Origin of the sequence: Streptomyces sp. NPDC004126, from assembly GCF_050275515.1 — a bacterium.
GTDB lineage: Bacteria > Actinomycetota > Actinomycetes > Streptomycetales > Streptomycetaceae > Streptomyces.
The window spans coordinates 15,542-34,473 of the sequence record NZ_JBNNPF010000019.1; the positions used below are offsets into that span (position 1 = coordinate 15,542).

The window sequence follows — 18,932 nt, forward strand, 5'->3', positions numbered from 1 at the left end:
GTGTGGGCCGTGGGACGGCCCTGCCGACTAGAGCCTAACCGGCTCCGGGGTGTGGGCTGCCCGACCGCCCGGCTCCTGGGACGAAAAAGGGTCCGAATACCCGTCTTCCGGGACATAGGACCCTTGATTCAACGCGTGTGCCGGGGGGTCAGACGACGGAAGCCGGTGCTCCGGTTCCGGAATGCGGTGACCGGCGGACGACACGCCGCCGCCCGGCGCGTGGGGGGATACGCGCCGGGCGGTGGGGATGCTGCGGGGTGCCGCGAGAGTTACGCGGACGTTCAGCCGAGCTTCAGCTTCTGACCCGGGAAGATCAGGTCGGCGTCGGAGACGGTGTCCTTGTTGAGCTCGAAGAGCTTCTCCCAGCCGCCCTTGACCTTGTTGGCGTCGGCGATGGTGCCGAGGGTGTCGCCTTCCTTGACCGTGTAGGTGCCGTTGCCCGTCTGCGGGGTCTCGGCCTTCGGGGTCGACGGCTTGCCCGGGGTCCAGTTGCCGGAGCCGGAGCCGGAGCCCTTGGTCTCGGTCTCGGTCTTCGGGGTGGACGGCTTCGCCGGGGCGGGCTTCGCCGGGGCCGGCTTGGCCGGAGCGGGCTTGGCCGGGGCCGGCTTCGTCTCGGGCTTCGGCTTGGCCGGGGTGGTCGAACCGCCGCCGTTGTACGAGGAGTTGGACAGGCCGACGCCGCAGGACGGCCAGGCGCCCTTGCCCTGGCCCTTGAGGACCTTCTCGGCGATGGCTATCTGCTGGCCCTTGGTGGCCTGGTTGGCCTGCGCGGCGTACGCCTTGCCGCCGTACGCGGCCCACGTGGAGGACGAGAACTGCAGGCCGCCGTAGTAGCCGTTGCCCGTGTTGATGGACCAGTTGCCGCCGGACTCGCAGGCGGCGACCTTGTCCCACTCGGCCGCGGTGGCGGCGCTGGCGGTGCCGGCGGCCATCAGCGGGGCCGCGACGGCGACACCGGCGACACCGGCGAGCGTGACGATGCGGACGGCCTTGGAGCCGCGGCGGTGCTTGCCCTTGCCGGAAAGCAGCATGGAGTTCTCCTCACCGACGCCTTCGAGGTGAGCTGTCGGGTTCGGGCGGATGAGTTGCCCGGTCACGCGGCGCGGCGCGTGTCTTCACCCCTAGCCGGTACGCGGGCCGTCTCTCAACGGCCTTTCCCGGCGCCTACCTTGGTTCCCCCGCTCCTGCCTTCGGCGCTTGCGCGACGACTGTTCCCTCCGTCCGCCGGCAGGATTCGGCGATGCGGTCGAAGGAGCCCGCGGTGGCGAGCGATTCAGAAGGTAGACAGGTCTCTCCCCGATGTTCAACGTGCGATTTTGGGGAGAAACCGGCCTACTTGCCTCTCTCGGGAGCACGTTTGCGCAGGTGAGAGGGGTGTTTGCAACAGTTCCGGAACGAGACACGCCAGTTGTCCGGAAGAGATGCATGTCTCATTTGGCGATAACGGACATTCAACTCTTAATGGATGTCCGAACTGCCCACTATTTCTTGGTTAGATCCAGGTTCTGCCCGGGCTTGATGAGGTCCGCGTCCCCACCGATGACCTGCTCGTTGGCCTTGTAGAGCTCGCCCCAACCGCCCTGGACGCCCTTGGCCTTCGCGATGTCCGAAAGGCTGTCGCCCGGCTTCACGGTGTAGACGGGGTCCGCGGCGGGTGCTGACGCCGTGCCAGGCGCCGCCGGCACCTCGATGGCGGCCGGGCCGCGGTGCTTGCCCGAGCCGTCCGCCGCCGCGTCGGCCGGGGTGCCCGCCGTGGCGCCCGGGGTGGCCGGGGCGGTGGGCGTGGCGCCCGGGGCCGGAGTGGCCCCCGGGGTGGCCGGGGCCGTCGGGGTGGCGCCCGGAGCGGTCGGGGTGCCCGGCGCCGTGGGCGTGGGCGTGCCCGGCGTGGGCGTGCCGGGCGTCGTGGGCGTGGGCGTGCCGGGCGTCGTGGGCTGGACCGTGAAGTCCGGCTCGGGCATGACGGGCAGTCCGCTGGAGGGGCCCAGCGGGTAGTCCGGCAGCCCGCTCGGGTTGGACGGGGTGCCCGGCGCCGGGGTCGGGGCCCCGAAGTCCGTGGAGGGCTTGCCCTTGCCCGCGTTCGGCACCGAGCCGTCGGGCCGGCCCTTGGTGGGCGCGACGGGGCCGGGCTCCAGCTTGTCGCCCGGGTCCACCTCGGGCGCGGGGCCCTGCTGGGTCAGCCCGGCCGAGGCGGAGCACAGCGGCCAGGCCTGGGGGCCCTGGGAGGCCAGCACGCGCTCGGCGACCGCGATCTGCTGCGAGCGGCTGGCGAGGTCGGGGCGCTCCGCGTACGCGAGTCCTCCGGCGTTGCGCCACTGCTCCAGGGTGAACTGCAGGCCGCCGTAGGCGCCGCTGCCGGAGTTCGCGCTCCAGGTGCCGCCGCTCTCGCAGTCGGCGACCTTGTCCCACGTGGCGGTGTCGGCCGCGTTCGCACCTGTGGCGGCGAGCAGCGGCATGGCCAGCGCGGAGCCGGTGACTCCTGCGGTGACGACGATCGCGGGTACCTGGCGGGGGCGTCTGTGGCGGCCGTTCCCGGGAAGCATGAGGCTGCACCTTTCGCATAACGGCGGGGTAACGGCAGAACCTAGCCGCCTTCGAACGGATGTCACAAGTTCGACGGTGGACGGATGTGCGGACTGACTTCCGGTCAGTCCGGCGCCGTCCGCGCCCTCAACCGTTCGGGACTGTGAAGCGGACGGGGAGGGTGCGCAGGCCCCGCATGATGAGCCCGCCGCGCCAGCGCAGGTCCGTAGGGGGAATCGCAAGTTCCAGATCCGGCAGACGCTTCAGCAAAGTTCCGAGCGCCGTCTGCCCTTCGAGACGGGCCAGCGGAGCTCCGAGGCAGTAGTGGATCCCGTGGCCGTATCCGAGGTGTTGGTTGTCACTCCGGGAGAGGTCCAGGGTGTCCGGTTCGGCGAACCGCTCCGGGTCGCGGTCGGCCGCCGCGAGGACCACCAGCACGGGGTCCCCGGCCGCGATGTCCTGCCCGCCGAGGGTCAGCGGCCGGGTGGCGAACCGCCAGGTGGCGAGCTCCACGGGGCCGTCGTAGCGCAGCAGTTCCTCGACGCCGGTCTCCAGCAGCGCGCTCTCCCCGGCCGCGAGGGAGGCCTGGAGGCGCTCGCGCTGGTCCGGGTTCATGAAGAGGGAGTGGATGCCGTTGCCGATGAGGTTCACGGTCGTCTCGAAGCCGGCGAAGAGCAGGATGAAGGCCATCGCCGTGGCCTCCGCCTCCGTCAGATGGTCTCCGTGGTCACTTGCCCGGATCAGATCGGAGATGAGGTCATTGCCCAGATCGTCCCGCTTGCGGTGGATCAGTTCCCCGAGATAGGTACGCATCTGCTTCACCGAGCGGGCGACCCCGCCGCGCGGCCCGCCGCCGTGCCGGATCATCATCCCGGCCCAGTCGCGGAAGTCGTCCTGGTCCTCCCTCGGTACGCCGAGCATCTCGCAGATGGCGTAGATGGGGAGCGGGAACGCGAACTCGTGGATGAGGTCCGCCTCCCCCTTCTCCGCGAACCGATCGATGAGATGGTCGGTCAGCTCCTGCACGCGCGGAGTGAACTCGGCCACACGCCGCGGCGTGAACGCCTTCGACACCAGCCGCCGCAGCCGGGTGTGGTCCGGCGGGTCGATGTTCAGCAGGTGCGTCATCAGCTCCGCCTTGCGCTCCCCCGGGATCCCGGTCTTGCCCTTGGCGTGCGCCGGCTCCGCGTGGTGCGCCGGGTTCTTGCTCAGCCGCTGGTCCGCGAGGGCCTGGCGGGCGTCGGCGTACCGCGTCACCAGCCAGGCCTCCACCCCGCTGGGGAGCCGGGTGCGGTGCACCGGGGAGTTCTCCCGCAGCCAGGCGTAGGCCGGATACGGGTCGGTCGCGAACTCCCAGTCGAAGAGCGTCGGCATCTCCGTGGGGGACGGATCGGGCTGGGCGGCGGAGGTCTGATCGTGCACCCGTCGACCGTATCCCGGCTCGCCACCGGCCATCCCTTATGGCCGCTTCGTCGCGGCTGTCCGCAGATCGGACATCACTTGACGTCAGGTTCTGCGACATTCCTACTTTCGGTTCTGTGGATGTGAGGATCTTGAAGAGCAGTTTCGCGGTGGTGGAGAGAAGGGCCGAGCACGCGGTCAAGTACTTCTACTCCCACCTCTTCTGGCACAACCCCGGACTCCGCGAACTCTTCCCGTCCTCCGCCGAGGACATGGAACGCCAGCGCGACCGGCTCTTCGCCGCGCTCACCCACGTCGTCACCCACCTGGAGAGCGGGACCCTCGTCCCCTATCTACGCGACCTCGGACGCGACCACCGCAAGTTCCTCGTCGGCCCCGAGCACTACGCGGCCGTCGGCACCAGCCTGGTCGCCGCCCTCGCCCAGACCTCCGGCGACGCCTGGACCCCGGCCGTCGAGAAGGCTTGGTACGAGGCCTACCAGGTCATCGCCGACGCCATGACCGCCGGCGCCGCCGACAGCGACGAACCCCCCTGGTGGGATGCCGAGGTGGTACGCCACCTCCAGTACGGCGAGGACATCGGCGTACTGACCCTGGCACCGCGCACCCCGCTGCCCTACCGGCCCGGCCAGTACGTCAGCGTGAGCAGCGCCCGCGTACCGACCACCTGGCGCACCTACTCCCTCGCCAACGCCCCCCGCCCCGACGGCACCGTCGACCTGCACGTCAGCCGCATCGACGGCGGCCGCCTCAGCACCGCCCTGGTCCGCGACGTCCTGCCCGGCGAAGTCCTGCGGCTCGGCGCCCCCGGCGGCCGGCTCACCCTGCGCCACGAGGACCGGCCCCTCACCCTCATCGCCGCCGGCACCGGCTGGGCGCCCGTACGCGCCCTGCTGGAGGAACTCCTCCAGCACCCTCCCGACCACGACGTACGCCTCTTCGTCGTCGCACGGGACGCCGCGCACCTCTACGACCGGCCCCTGATCGACCGGCACGCCGCCGCCTGCCGCTGGCTCGGCGTCACCTACATCACCCCGGCCCCCGGGCAGCACCGCAACCAGGCCACCGACCGGCTGGCGACCGCCCTCAGCAACCGCGCCCTGTGGCGGGAGCAGGACGTCTACCTCAGCGGGCCGGCCCTGTTCGTCGAGGAGACCTCCCACCTCCTCCAGGAACTCGGAGCCCGCCCCGACCGCCTCTTCCACGACGCCGTCCCCGTCGCCGGCTCCCAGCGCACCCGCCCGCTGGGCTTCGGCGAGTGGTTCCTGCACCGGCCGGCCCCGCACTGGCACAACCCCTCGGCGCGCGCGCCGCGCGACTAGACCGTGTCTTCGACGCCCTCGGCCGCCCGGATCGCGTCCCGGTAGGCGCGGGCCGCCGCGCGCAGCGCCGTCTCCGGGTCGGTCCCCGACGCCTCGGCGCGGGCCGCCAGCTCCAGCAGCTCGTACCCGATGCCCTCGCCGCGGGGCAGCTCCACGGCCACCCCGCCCGCACGGACCCGCCCGGCGAGCTTGGCCGCCAGCGCCAGGCCCGGCTGGCCCAGCGGGATCCCGTCGGTGACCGAGTCCCGCTGCTTCTCCACCGCCTTGGTGGCCTGCCAGTGGGCGCTGACGTCCTCCGGGGAGTCGGCCGTGGCGTCCCCGAACACATGCGGGTGGCGCCGGATCAGCTTGTCGACCAGGTCACCCGCGACGTCGTCGATGGAGAAGGCCTCCGCCCCGTCCTCGCCGCCGCCCGCCTCCTCGGCGATCCGCGCGTGGAAGACCACCTGCAGCAGCACGTCGCCGAGCTCCTCGCGCAGCGCGTCCCGGTCGCCGTCCTCGATCGCCTCGACGAGCTCGTACGCCTCCTCGATGGCGTACTTCACCAGCCCCTCGTGGGTCTGCCGCGAGGTCCACGGGCACTCCCGCCGCACCCTGTCCATGACCTGCACCAGGTCCAGCAGCCGCGCCCCCGGCAGGTCGTACGAGCCGGGCAGCAGCTCCAGGTCGGGCATGGCGACCCGGCCCGACCCGGCCAGCCGGGCCAGCCCGTCCGTCAGCCGCTGGTCGCCCTCCCCGGACGGCAGCACCACGACCGTCCGGCCCCCGGCACACGCCGCGACGAGCTCCTGCGCGTCCGGGCTCTCCTGCTCCACCTCGACCCCCGCCTCGCGCAGGTACGGCAGCTGCGGGTGGCCCGGGTCGGCGCACAGCACCCGGTCCGCGGCGTGCAGGGTCTGCCAGGCCGGCCAGGACAGCAGCCCCGGGGCGACCCGGTGGCTGGCGGTCAGCAGGACGATCCGGCCCGTGGGCTCGGCGGGAGCGGCGGCGGAGGCGGGGGTGTCGTTCACCCCCCGAACCTACCCCCGCCCGCGGCCCTCAGGCTCCGGCGGGTGCCGCCTGCTCGGGCCGGGTCCGCTGGGTGATCCACGGCGTCTCCTGGTCGCCGAGCAGGATCTGCTGCGCGTCCCAGTGCCCGTAGCGCGGGTTGACCTCGATGTGCAGCGCCTTCGCCGCCTCCCCCAGCTTGGCCAGCGCCTTGTCCTGGCTGCCGTAGTGCGCGAAGAGCTTGTCCCGCAGCAGCTTGAAACGGGTGTCCGCCTCGATCTGCCCCGGCGCCAGCTGCGCCTGCTGCAGCGCCGCGTCCCGCAGCGCCTTCTCCCCGCCCAGCTGCTCCAGCTGCGCCTTGCGGACGTCCTGGACCTCCTTCGGGCTCACGCTCAGCCCGGCGTCCTCCGCGGCCCGCTCCAGGACGGCGCTCTGGATCATCTTGTTCAGCTTCAGCCGCTCCAGCCCGGCGGTCGCGCCGATCAGCTGCGCACCCTGCTCGGACTTGTTCTGCGCGGCGCGCACGTCGCCGACCTGGGCCTGGAGCGCCGAGGTGGTGATGCGCTCACCCCCGACGACGGCGGCGGTACCGGGCCGGGTCTCCCCGGAACACGCGGTCAGCAGGGGGGCCGCCGCGAGCAGGACGGCGGAGACGGAGAGCGCAGTGCGACGGTGCAAAGGAGCCTCCAGGGCCGGGAGATTGTGCTTCGGTGCACAAGGGCCTTGCGGTGATCGATGGTATGCAGTCAGGGTGGCCCGAGCCACCGGTTCGACCAACGATTCCGGTGGTGTTGGGGTGCGAGTTCACCGTTCCTGGCGTTGCCGGCCGCCGTTCGCCCGATCACGGTGGGCCGGGCCGGCCGACTGCTTCCCCGAACGGTCTTGGGAAACGGGGATCAGCACGAGCCGGTCGCTCCGGTCCCAGCAGGTCTTCTGCCCCTGACGGGCACGCCTGCCGATCGCCACCGCGGCCGCGTGGTGGCCGGTGACGACGATGGTCTTGGACTGCTGCTGGAGCGGGGCCTTCCAGTACTGGCCGCCCCAGCGGGAGGTGTAGGCCGGATCGACCGCGACGACGACCAGTCCGGCGTGGCGGGCCATGCCCCGAAGCCGGTCTCGGAAGCGGGCGGTCGGCAAGCCTGCGACGGTGCGGCGGAAAACCTTGCCGCGTTTGCCCCGTCCCATGGTTTCGCGCCCGGTGGCCAAGGTCTCGCCGAAGCCGAGGTTCTCGATCGCCAGGCCCGTGCAGCCGTGGTCCCTGGCGAGTCCGATCAGTGTGGTGATCGCCGAGCGGAGCCGCCCGTCACGCCGGGAGGCCGGTCCCGTGAGATCGGTGGGCACGTCGGCGGGGGTGCCGACCGGGTTGCCGTGCACGTCCACGACACAGACCGCGAGGTGGCCGGCGTTGAGGTCCACGGCCAGCAGCCTGGCGCCCCTGGCCGCCAGTTCGGTGGGGGTGGGCAGGGCGGTCTTCGGGGCGGACCAGGAGGCGTCGAGGTACCAGCGGCCGCGTCCGGGGTCACGCACGATGTCGTAGCGAACGGCCCGGTCAGCCGTGACGCGGTCGAGCCATTCGTCCCGGCGATGGCTGAACCCGACGGTGCAGGCGAGCCGGTAGCGGCCGCGCGGCGCATTGGCCAGGTGCCTCAACGGTTCGGGCAGGACGACGGCGACCGTACCGTCCGCCGGGTCGACGCTGATCGTGTGGTTGCCGTACGGCTTGCCGGACTCGCCGTCGGCTGTCAGGAACATGCGCCGCGCCGTCCAGTGTTCCCGCCACTCGGTCTCGGTGAGACCTGCGTCGACGAGGCTGTGCCGGGCCTTGGCCAGACGACGGCCGCCCACCACGATCGCCGGGCGCCCGGCCCCGAGGCGTCGCTCCACCTCGGCCAGGCGCGACGTGAGAACCTGCAGCCGCCGCTGCTTCTGCGCGCGCTCCGCCTGGCTGGGATAGCCGCGGACTCCGTCCGCCCTCCGCCCGCACGGCACCGCCAGACGGTTGCGGATCTTCGCGACCGCCCGGCGCAGCATGGACCATTCGTCCGCCAGGCGCCGTGAGGAGAGCCGGTACTGGTCCTCGCTGACACGGGTGACGGACCCCGCCCATCGGGACGACGAGACCCTCGTCGACGCGCGCTTGCGTTCGGCCCGTCGGGTGTCCTTTCCCGAAACGGCCCCGATCCGCAGGCGGTCGGCCAGATCCGCCCGTGCGTACCGGCCCAGATGATCGCCCACGGCCAGCAGCACCTCGGCGTCACGGGCTGACGGACGCAGACGGTCCCGGATGCGTGCTCCCGCGGGTGCCGGCACCGTGAACGGATCGGCCGGCGCCCGCAGCCGGTGCTTCTGCCGCCTCCTGCCTCCGGCCACTGGGCCCCCTTCTCACACGCTGCATCCCGCACACAGCGGCCTCCGCCAACAGTGGCCTCTCCACCCAAGCTCAGGCGGCCATGCGTACGGCGTTCACCCGTACGAGGGCACCCTGCGCTCACATGCCGTGAAAAAGCCGGATCAGCAGTCGGCCACCCGGCGGCCACCCCTCCGTCAACCGTTGCTGCGAGGATCTGACCACCATGTCGACATCGCAGCTCGCCCCGCGCCGGGTTCCCGGGCGTCCCGCCGACCCGTCCGTACGACGTTCCGGCCGGAAGGATTCGCTCCTCGGGGCGGTGTTCGCCTCCGTCGTCACCGCCGTCGCCGTGTGCGGTGGGGACGCCGTCGCGCGGGTGTTCCCGTACGGGGGGCGCCATCGCAGCGTCAACGACCTCGGCAACCAGTTCGTGCCGTTCCACGCGCACCTGTGGGACCTGCTGCACGGGCGGGCCGAGGGCGGGCTGCTGTTCAACTGGCAGTCCGGGTACGGCACCAGCTTCCTGCCCGACCTCGGGACCTACCTGACGAGTCCCTTCGCCGTGCTCGTGGCGCTGTTCCCGCGCGAGGACATCGACCTCGCGGTGTACGTGGTGACCGTGCTGAAGACGGCGGCCGCCGCGGCCGCGATGGCCTGGCTGCTGCGGACCCAGCGGCGCGGGCCGTGGTGGGCGGCGGGGCTGCTGGGGGCCTCGTACGCGCTGTGCGGGTGGTCGGTGATCGAGGCCGCGTACAACCCGATGTGGCTGGACGGGCTCGTCGCCTTCCCCCTGCTGTGCCTGACCGGCGAGTGGGCGCTGCGCGGGCGGCGGCCGGTGCTCGGGGTGCTGGTCGTCGCGGTGGGGTGGACCGCCAACTTCTACACCGCCTACATGGCCACGCTCGGCGCGGCGCTGGTGCTGGTGGTGCGGGTGGTGCTGACCCGGGAGGGGGCCCGCGAGCGGGCCCTGGTGGTCGGGCGGGCGGCGGTGACGACGCTGCTGGGGATCGGGCTGTCGGCGCCGGTGCTGGTGCCGCTGTTCCTCAGCACGAAGCAGGCCTACCCGGGCTGGTCCAAGGAGTTCGGGCCGGTGCCGTGGTCCGACTTCTTCGCCCGGCTGATGCCGGCCACGTACTCCTTCAACTCCCCCGCCGTGTTCGTCGGGACGGGGACCCTGCTGCTGGTGGCGGCGCTGCCGTTCCACCGGGCGCTGCCGGTCCGCACCCGCTGCTGGTGGGCGGGGCTGGTGGTGGCGGTGGCGCTGTCCCTGCAGTGGGAGCCGACCCATCTGCTGTGGCACCTCTTCGCCACCCCGAACGGCAGCGCGTACCGGCAGACGTTCGTGCTGGCCGGCATCGCGGTGATCGCCGCCTGGACGGGCCTCGCCGCGGGCGTGCCCGGGCCCCGGGCGCTCGCGGCGGGCGGCGCTCTGCTGACGGCGGCCGCGCTGTGGGCGGGCGGCAGCGCCCTGGTGACGGTGTGGGGCTACGCGCTGTTCGCGGGCGGACTGCTGCTGGGCATCGCCGCCTGGCGGGCGATGGGCCGGCGGCGGCTGCGGCCGGCGGCCGCGGGGCTGCTCGCGGCGGTGCTGGTGGCGCAGGCCGCGGCGGCGACGGCGTACGGCCACAAGGGCAAGCTGGCCGGGCTGGACGACTACCCGTCCTGGGGCCGGGCGCACACCGCGCGCGCCCGCGCCCTGGCCGGGGCGGAGGGCTGGCCGGCGTACCGGACGGACGCGGGCCGGCCGGCGCTGTCGGGCAACGACCCGCTGCTGCTGGGCGGGGAGGGCGGCGCGTACTACAGCAGCCACACCCCGGACGTGTTCACGCGCACGATGACGGCGCTCGGTGCGGGCTCGACCTCGCGCGGGCGCAGCGTGCAGAGCCTGGACAACCCGGTGACGGACGCCCTGTTCGCGGTGGGCGCCCGGCTGAAGCCCGACGGCTCGGTCGCCCGCGCCGAGGCCCTGCCGCTGGTCACCGTCCAGCCGGCGGAGGTGCCCGGGGCGTACGGGGAGTCGCCCTTCGCCAACCAGGAGCTGCTGCTGGGCGCGAAGGTGTACGAGGACCCGGTCGCGCCCGGGGTGTGCCGGGCGGGGACGGAGGCGTTCCTGTGGGCGCCGGAGTACAACGCGACGGCCCGGCTGGCGGGCGGCCGCCCCTTCAAGCTGAACGGGAACCCGCCGAAGAACCGGGCGGCGCTCCAGTCGCTGGGGCTCTCGCGCGGGCCCGCCTCGAAGCTCGTCTTCGACCGCCCGGCCCCCGCGCGGTGGGCGCTGTCCTGCCTGGACGGGGTCCGGCTGGGCGCGGCGGTGGCGGGGCTGCGGGCGAAGGCGGCCACCGGCGTGCGGGTCACCTCGTCGGGGCTGACCGCCACCCTGCCCGCGGGCAGCACGGGCACGGCGGTGGTGTCGGTGCCGGCCATCGCGGGCTGGAGCTGCGACGGCCGCCCGGGGCGGTCCCGCCTCGGGCTGCTCGCCGTGCCGCTGGACGGCCGCACCACCACGGTGAGCTGCGAGTTCAGCCCGCCGGGGCTGCCTGCCGGGGCGGCCGTGGCGGGGGTGTCCGTACTCGCGCTGGCCGGGACGGCGCTGCGGCGCCGTCGGCTGCGCGCGGGCTCGGGCGCGGCGGTGCACTAGTCCTCGGCGGCCGGGAAGGGCCCCGTCACCGCACCTGGCCCAGCCATTGCAGGGTGCGCCGGATCTCCACCGGCAGGGGGTGTGCGGGGCCGTGGACGCGGTCGGCGTCGTAGAGGAGGCGGACCAGGGTGTCGTGGGCGGCGGGGCGGTCGCCGAGGGAGAGCAGCAGGTGCGCTATCCGCCGGCGGACGTCCAGCGGCAGGCCGGGGTCCGGGTTGGCGTAGTGGTTCTCGAACAGGGGCAGCAGCGAGCGGTACTCGGCGAGGGCCGCCGCGGGTTCGCCGAGCTGTTCCAGGCACTGGGCGGCGTCGTAGCGGAAGCGCAGCGCCTGGGGGTCCCCGGCGGGGAACTGGTCGGCGAGGCGGCGCAGCTCGGGCAGGGCGCGGCGGTACTGGCCGTCGTCCATGAGGGTGGCGGCGTACTGCTTGCGCAGGCTGCGGACCACCGGGGAGTGCTCGCCGTGCTCGGCGGCGGCCGCGGGGAGGATGTCGCCGAGGATGTCCACGGCCTGGGTGAGCCGGCCCTGGTCGAGGAGCTTGCGGGCCTCGTCGACCGCGCCCGGGATGTCGGGGCGGGGCGGGGCCGGGGGCGCGGTGGGCCGCGGGGGCACGGCGGCGGCCCGGTCGGGCCAGGGCGCCTGGGGGCGCAGGAAGGGCCGGGTGGGGTCCAGGGGGCCGGAGGGGTGGCGGCTGCCGGGGGCCGGGAGCAGCGGCACGAGGGCCTCGTACACCTCCTGGGCGGAGCCGGGGCGGTCCTGGGGGTCCTTGGCGAGGAGGCGCAGCAGGACGGCCTCCAGCTCCGGGGGGATCTCGGGGCGCAGCGGGCGGACCGGGGCCGGGGGTTCGTAGAGGTGGCGGTGGAGGACGCCGAGGGCGGTGGTGCCGGCGAAGGGGACGCCGCCGCTGAGGAGTTCGTACAGCAGGACGCCGAGGGCGTACAGGTCGGTGTAGGGGCCGACGGCGCCGCCCATGGCCTGTTCGGGGGCCATGTAGGCGGGGCTGCCGATGGGTGAGCCGGTGCTGGTGAGGCGGGTGGTGTCGGTGTCCATCACGGAGGCGACGCCGAGGTCGAGGACGAGGACGGTCCCGTCGGGGCGGATCATCACGTTCCGCGGCTTGAGGTCGCGGTGGACGATCGGTACGGCGTGCACGGCGGAGAGCACCGCGCACAGCTGTGCCACGACGGCGACGGCCCAGGGCCAGGGGTAGGGGTCGTGTTCGGCGAGGTGGTCGGCGAGGTCGGAGCCCTCGACGTAGCCCATGACGAGGTACAGCTCGTCGCCGTCGCTGCCGGCGTCGTGGACGGTGACGAGGCCGGGGTGGTCGACCTGGGCGGTGACGCGGCATTCGCGGACGAAGCGGCGGCGCAGTTCCTCGGCGACGGTGCCGGGGCCGGCGACCTTGTCGGGGCGCAGCAGCTTGACGGCGACGCGGCGGTCGAGGCGGCGGTCGTAGGCGGTCCAGACCTGGCCCATGCCGCCCTGGCCGAGGATGGTGGCGAGCTGGTAGCGCTCGCCGATGAGGCGTTCGCCCTGGGTCACTGCTTCGGGTCCTGGATCGCCGTGGAGTTCGGGTCCTGGTAGGGGCCGCCGGGCTGCGGGGGCCGGGGCGGGTTCTGCTGGCGCAGGAGTTCGCTCAGCTCGTCGAGTTCGGCGCGGACCTGGCCGAGGCGCGGGGGCGTGGCGGGCTGCTGCGGCTGCGGGGGCACGGGCGGCCGGCCGTCCTGCTGTCCGGCCGGCGGGTAGCCGTAGCCGGGGGTGGTCTGGTGCGGGGGCTGCGGCTGGTGGAGGCCGGGCTGCTGGTGCTGGGCGTACGGGGCCTGCGGCGCGGACGGGTACCAGGGTGCGGGCGCCGGGGCCAGGGCCCTGGCCTCGTGGTGCTTGATGTCGGCGACGAGGTAGTACACGCAGATCGCGAAGCCGGTGAAGATCGAGCCACCGGCGCCGAGGTTGCCCTGCCAGCCGTTCGTCTTCTCCGTCGGGTCGAGCCCGATGAAGGTGATCCACACGACGGACAGCACCAGGCTCAGGACCAGCAGCGCCCAGTCCCGGCCCTTGCGGGTGAGGATCGCGAGCCGCACCATCGAGCCCCAGGCGAAGAAACCGCAGGTGAGTACGGGCAGCGCCGTGAACAGCACGCGCAGCGTCATCGCGCCCCCGGAGAGGGGCCGGTGGCCGTGGGGGCCTTGCTGCGGCGGGATGCCGGGGCCGTGCATCGGTGCTCCTGACGGGCCGTGCGGAAAGGTGACGGCTCGAAGCGTATACAGCGTTTCCGGCCGTTCGTGAGGGGATGGACCCAACCGTTGCAGGGTCGCAGCACGGTCACTCGGGTGTGACGGTGCCGTCCGAGAGTCCGTCGTAGAGGCCTTGTACGAGCTGCTCCCCCAGGCGTCCCGCCAGCCTCAGCGCGTCCTCGAACTCGGCGAGGGCCCGGAAGCGCGCCCCGTAGCGCCGCTGTTCGGCGGGGGGCAGCCGGGGCAGCTGGAGCCGGCGCACGTCGAGGCGGGTGGCGGTGGAGGCGTGGCTGCTGGCGCGGCGGGTGTTGGCGGTGCCGCGCAGGAACCCGGCGAGGAACCAGGGGTCGAGGGCGGCCGGGTCGGGGCGCAGCAGCTGGAGGTTGCGGCCGATCACGGCGCCGGCTCCGCTGGCGGGGTCATCGGTGACGACGCGGGCGGCGGAGAGGGCGCCGACGACGGGGACGACGACGTCGCCGGGTTCGGCGACGAGGGTCTCGACGGTGTCGGGGCCGGGGGTGGCCGCGGTGCCGGAGGGGGCGGTTCCGGCGTAGACGTCGTACTCGGTGAGGACGGGCAGTTCGCCGGTTCCGGTGCCGGTGCCGGCGCGCAGCAGCAGGGCTCCGGCGCGGGCGAGTTCGCCGACGGTGGTCTGGGAGGGGGAGGCGGCCGCGGGCTGGGCGGCGGCCGGGCCGGTGCCGGCGGGGGACGCGGGCGGCGGGGTGAGCCGGGCGGCGCGGGCGAGGGTGGCGTCGAGCCGGTCGCGGACGGCGGCCAGTTCGGCGAGGCCGCCGCCGGCGGCGGGCGGGGGCAGGTGGCGGGCGGGGGTGAGGTCGACGTCGTCGTCGAGGAGTTCGACGACGGGTACGGCGCGGCTGACGCCGGGGGTCTCGGGGACGGCGCCGGTGCGGTCGTACGCGGTCCAGGTGGCGAGGACGGCGTCGCGTACGTCGGGCCAGGCGGCCCGCGCCTGGGCGGGCCCGTCGGGGTCGAGGCCCGCGGTGTCGAGGAGCAGCAGCCCGGCCGGGGCGGCGGTGCCGGGGGCGGGCTTGCGCAGCACCCACAGCTGGAGCGGGATCCCGTACGGGGGTGCGGCGCCGGCGGGGAGGGAGACGACGGCCCGCAGGGCGCCGCGGCGCAGCAGGTCGGCGCGGATGCGGCGGCCGGAGCGGCGGGCCGCCGCGGCGGGCGGCATGAGGAGCACGGCGGTGCCGCCCTCGCGCAGGCGGGCCAGGGCGTGCTGGATCCAGGCGAGTTCGGATTCGGTGCGGGCGGGGAAGCCGTACTCCCAGCGGGGGTCGTAGGCGAGTTCCTCGTGGCCCCAGTTGCGTTCGTTGAACGGGGGGTGGCAGAGCACGGCGTCGACGGCGGCGTCGGGGAAGGCGTCGGCGCGCAGGCTGTCGGCGGCGGCCGCGCGGACCTGGGCGGAGCCGTGCAGGGCGAGGCGGAGCGCGGCGAGCGCGGCCAGTTCGGGGGAGGCGTCCTGGGCGTGCAGGACGGTGGCGCCGGTGAGGGCGCGCAGCGGGCTGCCGGTGCCGCAGGCGGGGTCGAGGGCGGTGCGGACGCCGGGTCCGGCGAGGCCGGCCATGAGTTCGGCGCAGCCGTCGGGGGTCAGCGTGTACTGGCGGGGGTTGGCCTCCAGGTGGCGGCCGAGGAGGAACTCGAAGGCCTGGCGGGCGCCGAGGCCGGCGGCGAGTTCGGCGACGGCCCGCAGCAGGGTGACGGCTCGGGCGGCGGGGCGCGGGGTCACCGGGTGGCCGGCTCCCAGCCGGGCGGTGAGCGCCTCGTCCCGTACGGCGGGCAGCCGCTCGGCGAGCCGGTCGTCGGGGAGGGCGGCGAGCTCCAGCCACTGGGCGGGTCGGTCCCGTACGACGAGCAGTGCGGCGCCGGCTTCGACGAGGGCGGCGACGGCCCCGCCGGGGTGGGCGGTGACCTGCTGCCAGACGCGTTCGCGCAGCGGGACCTCGGCGAGCTTGCCCTGGGCGCGCAGCCACGCCTCGACTTCGGGCAGCGCGAAGGAGGGGCTGGTCTCGGTGCCGCCGACGGGCCTCGGGAAGTCGGGGTGGCGGCGGCGCCAGTTGCTCACGGCGGCCCGGCCGACCCCGGCCAGGCGGGCGATCTCGGCGGCGGTGACCTCGGGGACGTTCTCCTCCAGCATGCCGGGAGCATACCGGTGCACACTCCGGATTCCACTTCACAGCGTGAATCGAATCAATCCCGTGAATCGTGTTGACTCGGTTCACAGCCTCTGTTGTGATGTTCCCGTCAACAAGCGGAGAACGTCGGCCGCCGCGAAAGATCCGTGAGATCCGTGAGATCCGAGACAGGAGCACACCCATGTCCCAGTCCTCCACCCCGCGCCACAGCCGGCTCGCCCGCCACCGGGTCCTCACGGGCACCGGCGCGCTCGTCGCCCTCGTCGCGCTGGGCGCCTGCACCGGGGGCGGCGGCACGAGCGGTTCGAAGGACACCGGCGCGAAGAAGCCGGCCGCGGCCGGCAGCAGCCCCGCGGCGGGCGGCGGCGCCCAGCCGGGCAGCTCCCAGCCGGGCGGCAGCCCCACGGCCGGCGGCAAGACGAGCGCGAAGCCGTCCGAGCCGAAGAAGGACGGCAAGAAGGCGGCGATGCGCGGCAGCGGCACCTTCCAGGTCGGCTCGGACCTCCAGCCCGGCACCTACCGCACCACCGGCAACAAGGGCCTGGGCTGCTACTGGGAGCGCGCCAAGGACGCCTCGGGCGAGGTCGAGTCGATCCTCGCCAACGACAACGTCGTCGGCACCAGCTACGTGACCGTCGAGGCGGGCGACAAGCTCTTCAAGTCCAACGGCTGCAACGACTGGGAGAGCGTCGACCCGAAGGCCGTCTCCGACGCCCCGAAGACCGAGGCCGCGGGCGACGGCGGCATGTTCAAGGTGGGCCTGGACCTCGCCCCCGGCACCTACAAGTCGAGCGGCCCCGCCGCCGGTTCGGCCGGCTGCTACTGGGAGCGCGCCAAGAACGCCGCCCACGACATCGACTCCATCGCCGCCAACGACAACCCCACCGGCCCGGCCGTCGTGACCGTCTCCGCGCAGGACGGCTACTTCAAGACCACGGGCTGCGCGACCTGGAAGAAGTCCTGACTCCAGCGCCTCCGGACACCCGCCGGATACCCTCCGGATCCTGAACGATCCCAGGGGGGACCAGCTCATGCGCACCACCATGCCCGCAACCGTGTCCGCGACGGCGACCGCACTCGCCTGCGCGGCCCTGCTGACCGCCACCGGCTGCGGCCCCGGCAACGATGCCGCGGCAGGACCCCGGGCCTCCTCCGCGGCGCCCGACCCGCTCGCGGGCAAGGACCCGGCCGCCGTCCTGCGCACCGCGTACGAGGAGACGGCGAGGACCGAGGCCAAGAACGCGCTCGTCACACGCACCGCCGGCGACCGCGAGATCAGCGCCGAGCTGACCTTCGAGGGGGACGGCGGCTGCTGGGGCAAGGTCACGGTCGCGCGCGCCGGCACCGGGGAGATCCTGATGGAAGGCGGCCGGCTCTCCTTCAAGGGCGACGAGGGCTTCCTCAAGGACCAGTTCAGGGACGCACCGCCCAAGTCCCCGGACGCCGAAGGGGGATGGATCGACGCCAGGACCTCCGACCCCGCGGTCGCACACCTGCGCGCCCTGTGCGCGGCGGCCCATCCCGACCAGGCCTTCCCGGCCGGACCCACCGACATCCGGCGCGAGCCGGACGCCCGCCAGAACGGCAAGCCGGTGGCGGTGTTCAGGTCGAAGACCCCCGACGGCTCCGAGGTCACCGACCACGTCCTGCTGGACGCGGTGCCGTACCTGGTCAAGCACGCGCAGCAGGGGCCGGACTCCGGCTCGGTCGAGTACACCGGCGTGCGCCGCCCCGGCTGACCGGTGTCGGCGCCACCCCCTACGCTCGAACGCAGAGACCGATCGCCGCTCCAGGGGGAACCGAGATGCGCAGCCGTACCAAGACCACCGCGTCGGCACTGGCCGCCGCGGCCCTGATCGGAGGCGGCCTGACGGCGTGCCTGCCCGCCGACGGCCGGGCCTCCGACGTCGGCAGCCGGGCCCGCGCCTCCCAGTCGCCCGCGGCGTCCGGGTCCGCGTCCGGGTCCGCGTCGCCGTCCGCCCCGTCGGACGCCAAGGGCGGACGGGCGCTGGCCGACCTGTCGGGGGCGGAGATCCTCACCCGGGCCGGCGAGGCCACCCGCAAGGCGCAGTCCATGCACGTCACGGCCACGGTGGAGTACGAGGCCAAGCCGATGCGGATCGACCTCTCCCTCGACAAGAAGGGCAACTGCAACGGCGCCGTCCGCCTCGACGGCATGGGGAAGATGGACATCATCAAGTCCCCCGAGCTCGTCCACTTCCGCGGCGACGCCGACTACTGGCGGGGAGCCGCCAAGCAGAAGCACGCCTCGCAGAAGCAGACGGACCAGATGGTCGCCGTGCTCGCCGACCGCTGGGTCAAGCTCCCCGCCACCGACCCGCGCGCCGCCCCGATGACCGGCAGCTGCAACCTCGGCAAGCTGACGGACGACCTCGGCAAGGGCAGCCCGCTCGCCCGCAAGGGGGAGACGGGCACCGTCGACGGCACGCCGGCGCTGGCCGTCACCTCCCCCGCCCGGCAGGGCACTCAGACCGACTGGGTCGCGACGCAGGGCACCCCCTACATCCTGAAGTCGTCGATCAGCGGCGACACGACCGGCGCGGTCACCTTCTCGGCCTTCGACGTCCCGGTCGACACCGCCTCCCCGAAGGACTCCGACGTCCTGGACCTCTCCAAGACCGGCGGCGCGGTCGGCGAACCGGTCTGACCCGGACCGCGCCCGCAGGTCCGACCCGGGGACCGCGCCCGCAGGTCAGACCCCGGCGGGCCGGACGTGCAGGTGGCCGCTGAGCGGGAACTCCGGCGGGGCCGCCGGGAGCGTGGCGCTGAAGACGTAGCCGCTCTTCTCCGCCACCCGGCAGGAGGCCCCGTTGTCCTCCTGGTGCAGCAGGTCGAGGCGTTCCAGTCCGGAGCCGGCGAAGACCTCGAACGCCCAGGCCGTCAGGGCCTCCAGGGCGCGCGGGGCGACGCCCCGGCCCCGCGCGGCGGCGGCGGTCCAGTAGCCGACCTCGGCCGAAGGGCCGTCCGGCACGGCCCGCTTGAGGACCGCACCGCCCACCAGCCGGCCCGGCCCGTCCCCCGGCCCGGCCTCCAGTACCGCGAAGGCGAACCGCAGGCCCGCCTCCCAGCCCCGCCGCTGCTGCGCCACCCAGCGCAGCCCGCCGGCCGCGTCGTCCGGGGACTCGGCGGTCCAGCGCCGCAGGACCGGGTCGGCGTACGCCTCCACCAGCGCGGGGACGTCGTCCTCCCGCCAGGGGCGCAGCGACAGGGCCGGGAGGTCCGCCGTCGCGGCGGACCGGAGCGTCGTCGGCGTGATCATCATCCGATCATATGCACGAGTGCGC

General features: G+C 74.0%; 15 protein-coding genes and 1 riboswitch. Of the genes, 5 read left to right on the plus strand and 10 right to left on the minus strand.

Annotated elements, in window-relative coordinates; all coding sequences use genetic code 11:
- Positions 1 to 281: 281 nt before the first annotated feature.
- From ACQKM2_RS19405 to ACQKM2_RS19415, 3 genes are all read right to left on the minus strand, one after another.
- A complete protein-coding gene (locus tag ACQKM2_RS19405) occupies positions 282 to 1,031 on the minus strand; it encodes a transglycosylase family protein (protein ID WP_427711199.1) in 750 nt (249 codons plus the stop codon).
- Positions 1,032 to 1,033: 2 nt separating this feature from the next.
- Positions 1,034 to 1,206, minus strand: a riboswitch (cyclic di-AMP (ydaO/yuaA leader).
- Positions 1,207 to 1,481: 275 nt separating this feature from the next.
- Positions 1,482 to 2,540, minus strand: coding sequence for a transglycosylase family protein (locus ACQKM2_RS19410; RefSeq protein WP_427711201.1), 1,059 nt, complete (start codon positions 2,538 to 2,540; stop codon positions 1,482 to 1,484).
- A gap of 127 nt (positions 2,541 to 2,667) precedes the next feature.
- Complete coding sequence (locus tag ACQKM2_RS19415; protein ID WP_427711387.1) at positions 2,668 to 3,894, minus strand: cytochrome P450 family protein; 1,227 nt, start codon at positions 3,892 to 3,894, stop codon at positions 2,668 to 2,670.
- A 170-nt stretch (positions 3,895 to 4,064) separates the two neighbouring features.
- Here ACQKM2_RS19415 and ACQKM2_RS19420 point away from each other — a divergent pair, with 170 nt between their 5' ends.
- Positions 4,065 to 5,264 (plus strand): globin domain-containing protein, encoded by a 1,200-nt coding sequence (locus tag ACQKM2_RS19420; RefSeq protein ID WP_427711203.1) that lies wholly within the window; start codon positions 4,065 to 4,067, stop codon positions 5,262 to 5,264.
- On the opposite strand, the gene ACQKM2_RS19425 is transcribed toward ACQKM2_RS19420, so the two are convergent.
- The 3 genes from ACQKM2_RS19425 to ACQKM2_RS19435 all read right to left on the minus strand — a co-directional run bounded on the left by ACQKM2_RS19425 (position 5,261) and on the right by ACQKM2_RS19435 (position 8,486).
- Positions 5,261 to 6,274 (minus strand): nucleoside triphosphate pyrophosphohydrolase, encoded by a 1,014-nt coding sequence (locus ACQKM2_RS19425; RefSeq protein WP_427711205.1) that lies wholly within the window; start codon positions 6,272 to 6,274, stop codon positions 5,261 to 5,263. The genes ACQKM2_RS19420 and ACQKM2_RS19425 overlap by 4 nt on opposite strands.
- Positions 6,275 to 6,302: 28 nt before the next feature.
- Positions 6,303 to 6,929, minus strand: a complete 627-nt coding sequence (locus ACQKM2_RS19430) for a SurA N-terminal domain-containing protein (protein WP_385762939.1) — start codon at positions 6,927 to 6,929, stop codon at positions 6,303 to 6,305.
- A 126-nt stretch (positions 6,930 to 7,055) separates the two neighbouring features.
- Complete coding sequence (locus tag ACQKM2_RS19435; RefSeq protein WP_427711207.1) at positions 7,056 to 8,486, minus strand: hypothetical protein; 1,431 nt, start codon at positions 8,484 to 8,486, stop codon at positions 7,056 to 7,058.
- A gap of 338 nt (positions 8,487 to 8,824) precedes the next feature.
- Between ACQKM2_RS19435 and ACQKM2_RS19440 the strand changes: the two genes are divergently transcribed.
- Positions 8,825 to 11,239, plus strand: coding sequence for a YfhO family protein (locus tag ACQKM2_RS19440; protein WP_427711209.1), 2,415 nt, complete (start codon positions 8,825 to 8,827; stop codon positions 11,237 to 11,239).
- A 25-nt stretch (positions 11,240 to 11,264) separates the two neighbouring features.
- Here ACQKM2_RS19440 and ACQKM2_RS19445 read toward each other — a convergent pair whose 3' ends face one another.
- The 3 genes from ACQKM2_RS19445 to ACQKM2_RS19455 form a co-directional block, all read right to left on the minus strand.
- Positions 11,265 to 12,779, minus strand: coding sequence for a protein kinase domain-containing protein (locus ACQKM2_RS19445; protein WP_427711211.1), 1,515 nt, complete (start codon positions 12,777 to 12,779; stop codon positions 11,265 to 11,267).
- The gene (locus tag ACQKM2_RS19450; RefSeq protein WP_427711213.1) at positions 12,776 to 13,453 is read right to left on the minus strand and encodes a hypothetical protein; all 678 of its coding nucleotides are present in this window, start codon (positions 13,451 to 13,453) and stop codon (positions 12,776 to 12,778) included. The genes ACQKM2_RS19445 and ACQKM2_RS19450 overlap by 4 nt, the downstream gene beginning before the upstream one ends.
- Positions 13,454 to 13,559: 106 nt before the next feature.
- Positions 13,560 to 15,629 (minus strand): N-6 DNA methylase, encoded by a 2,070-nt coding sequence (locus tag ACQKM2_RS19455; protein WP_427711215.1) that lies wholly within the window; start codon positions 15,627 to 15,629, stop codon positions 13,560 to 13,562.
- Between the two features lie 179 nt (positions 15,630 to 15,808).
- Between ACQKM2_RS19455 and ACQKM2_RS19460 the strand changes: the two genes are divergently transcribed.
- The 3 genes from ACQKM2_RS19460 (at position 15,809) to ACQKM2_RS19470 (ending at position 18,295) form a co-directional block, all read left to right on the plus strand.
- On the plus strand, positions 15,809 to 16,591 hold the full coding sequence (locus ACQKM2_RS19460) for a hypothetical protein (RefSeq protein ID WP_427711217.1): 783 nt from the start codon (positions 15,809 to 15,811) through the stop codon (positions 16,589 to 16,591).
- A gap of 67 nt (positions 16,592 to 16,658) precedes the next feature.
- On the plus strand, positions 16,659 to 17,366 hold the full coding sequence (locus ACQKM2_RS19465) for a hypothetical protein (RefSeq protein ID WP_427711219.1): 708 nt from the start codon (positions 16,659 to 16,661) through the stop codon (positions 17,364 to 17,366).
- Between the two features lie 65 nt (positions 17,367 to 17,431).
- A complete protein-coding gene (locus ACQKM2_RS19470) occupies positions 17,432 to 18,295 on the plus strand; it encodes a hypothetical protein (protein WP_427711220.1) in 864 nt (287 codons plus the stop codon).
- 45 nt (positions 18,296 to 18,340) lie between these two features.
- Here the strand turns inward: ACQKM2_RS19470 and ACQKM2_RS19475 are convergent, their stop codons facing one another.
- Positions 18,341 to 18,907: a GNAT family N-acetyltransferase gene (locus ACQKM2_RS19475; RefSeq protein ID WP_427711222.1), complete on the minus strand. Its 567-nt coding sequence runs from the start codon at positions 18,905 to 18,907 to the stop codon at positions 18,341 to 18,343.
- Positions 18,908 to 18,932 lie beyond the last annotated feature (25 nt).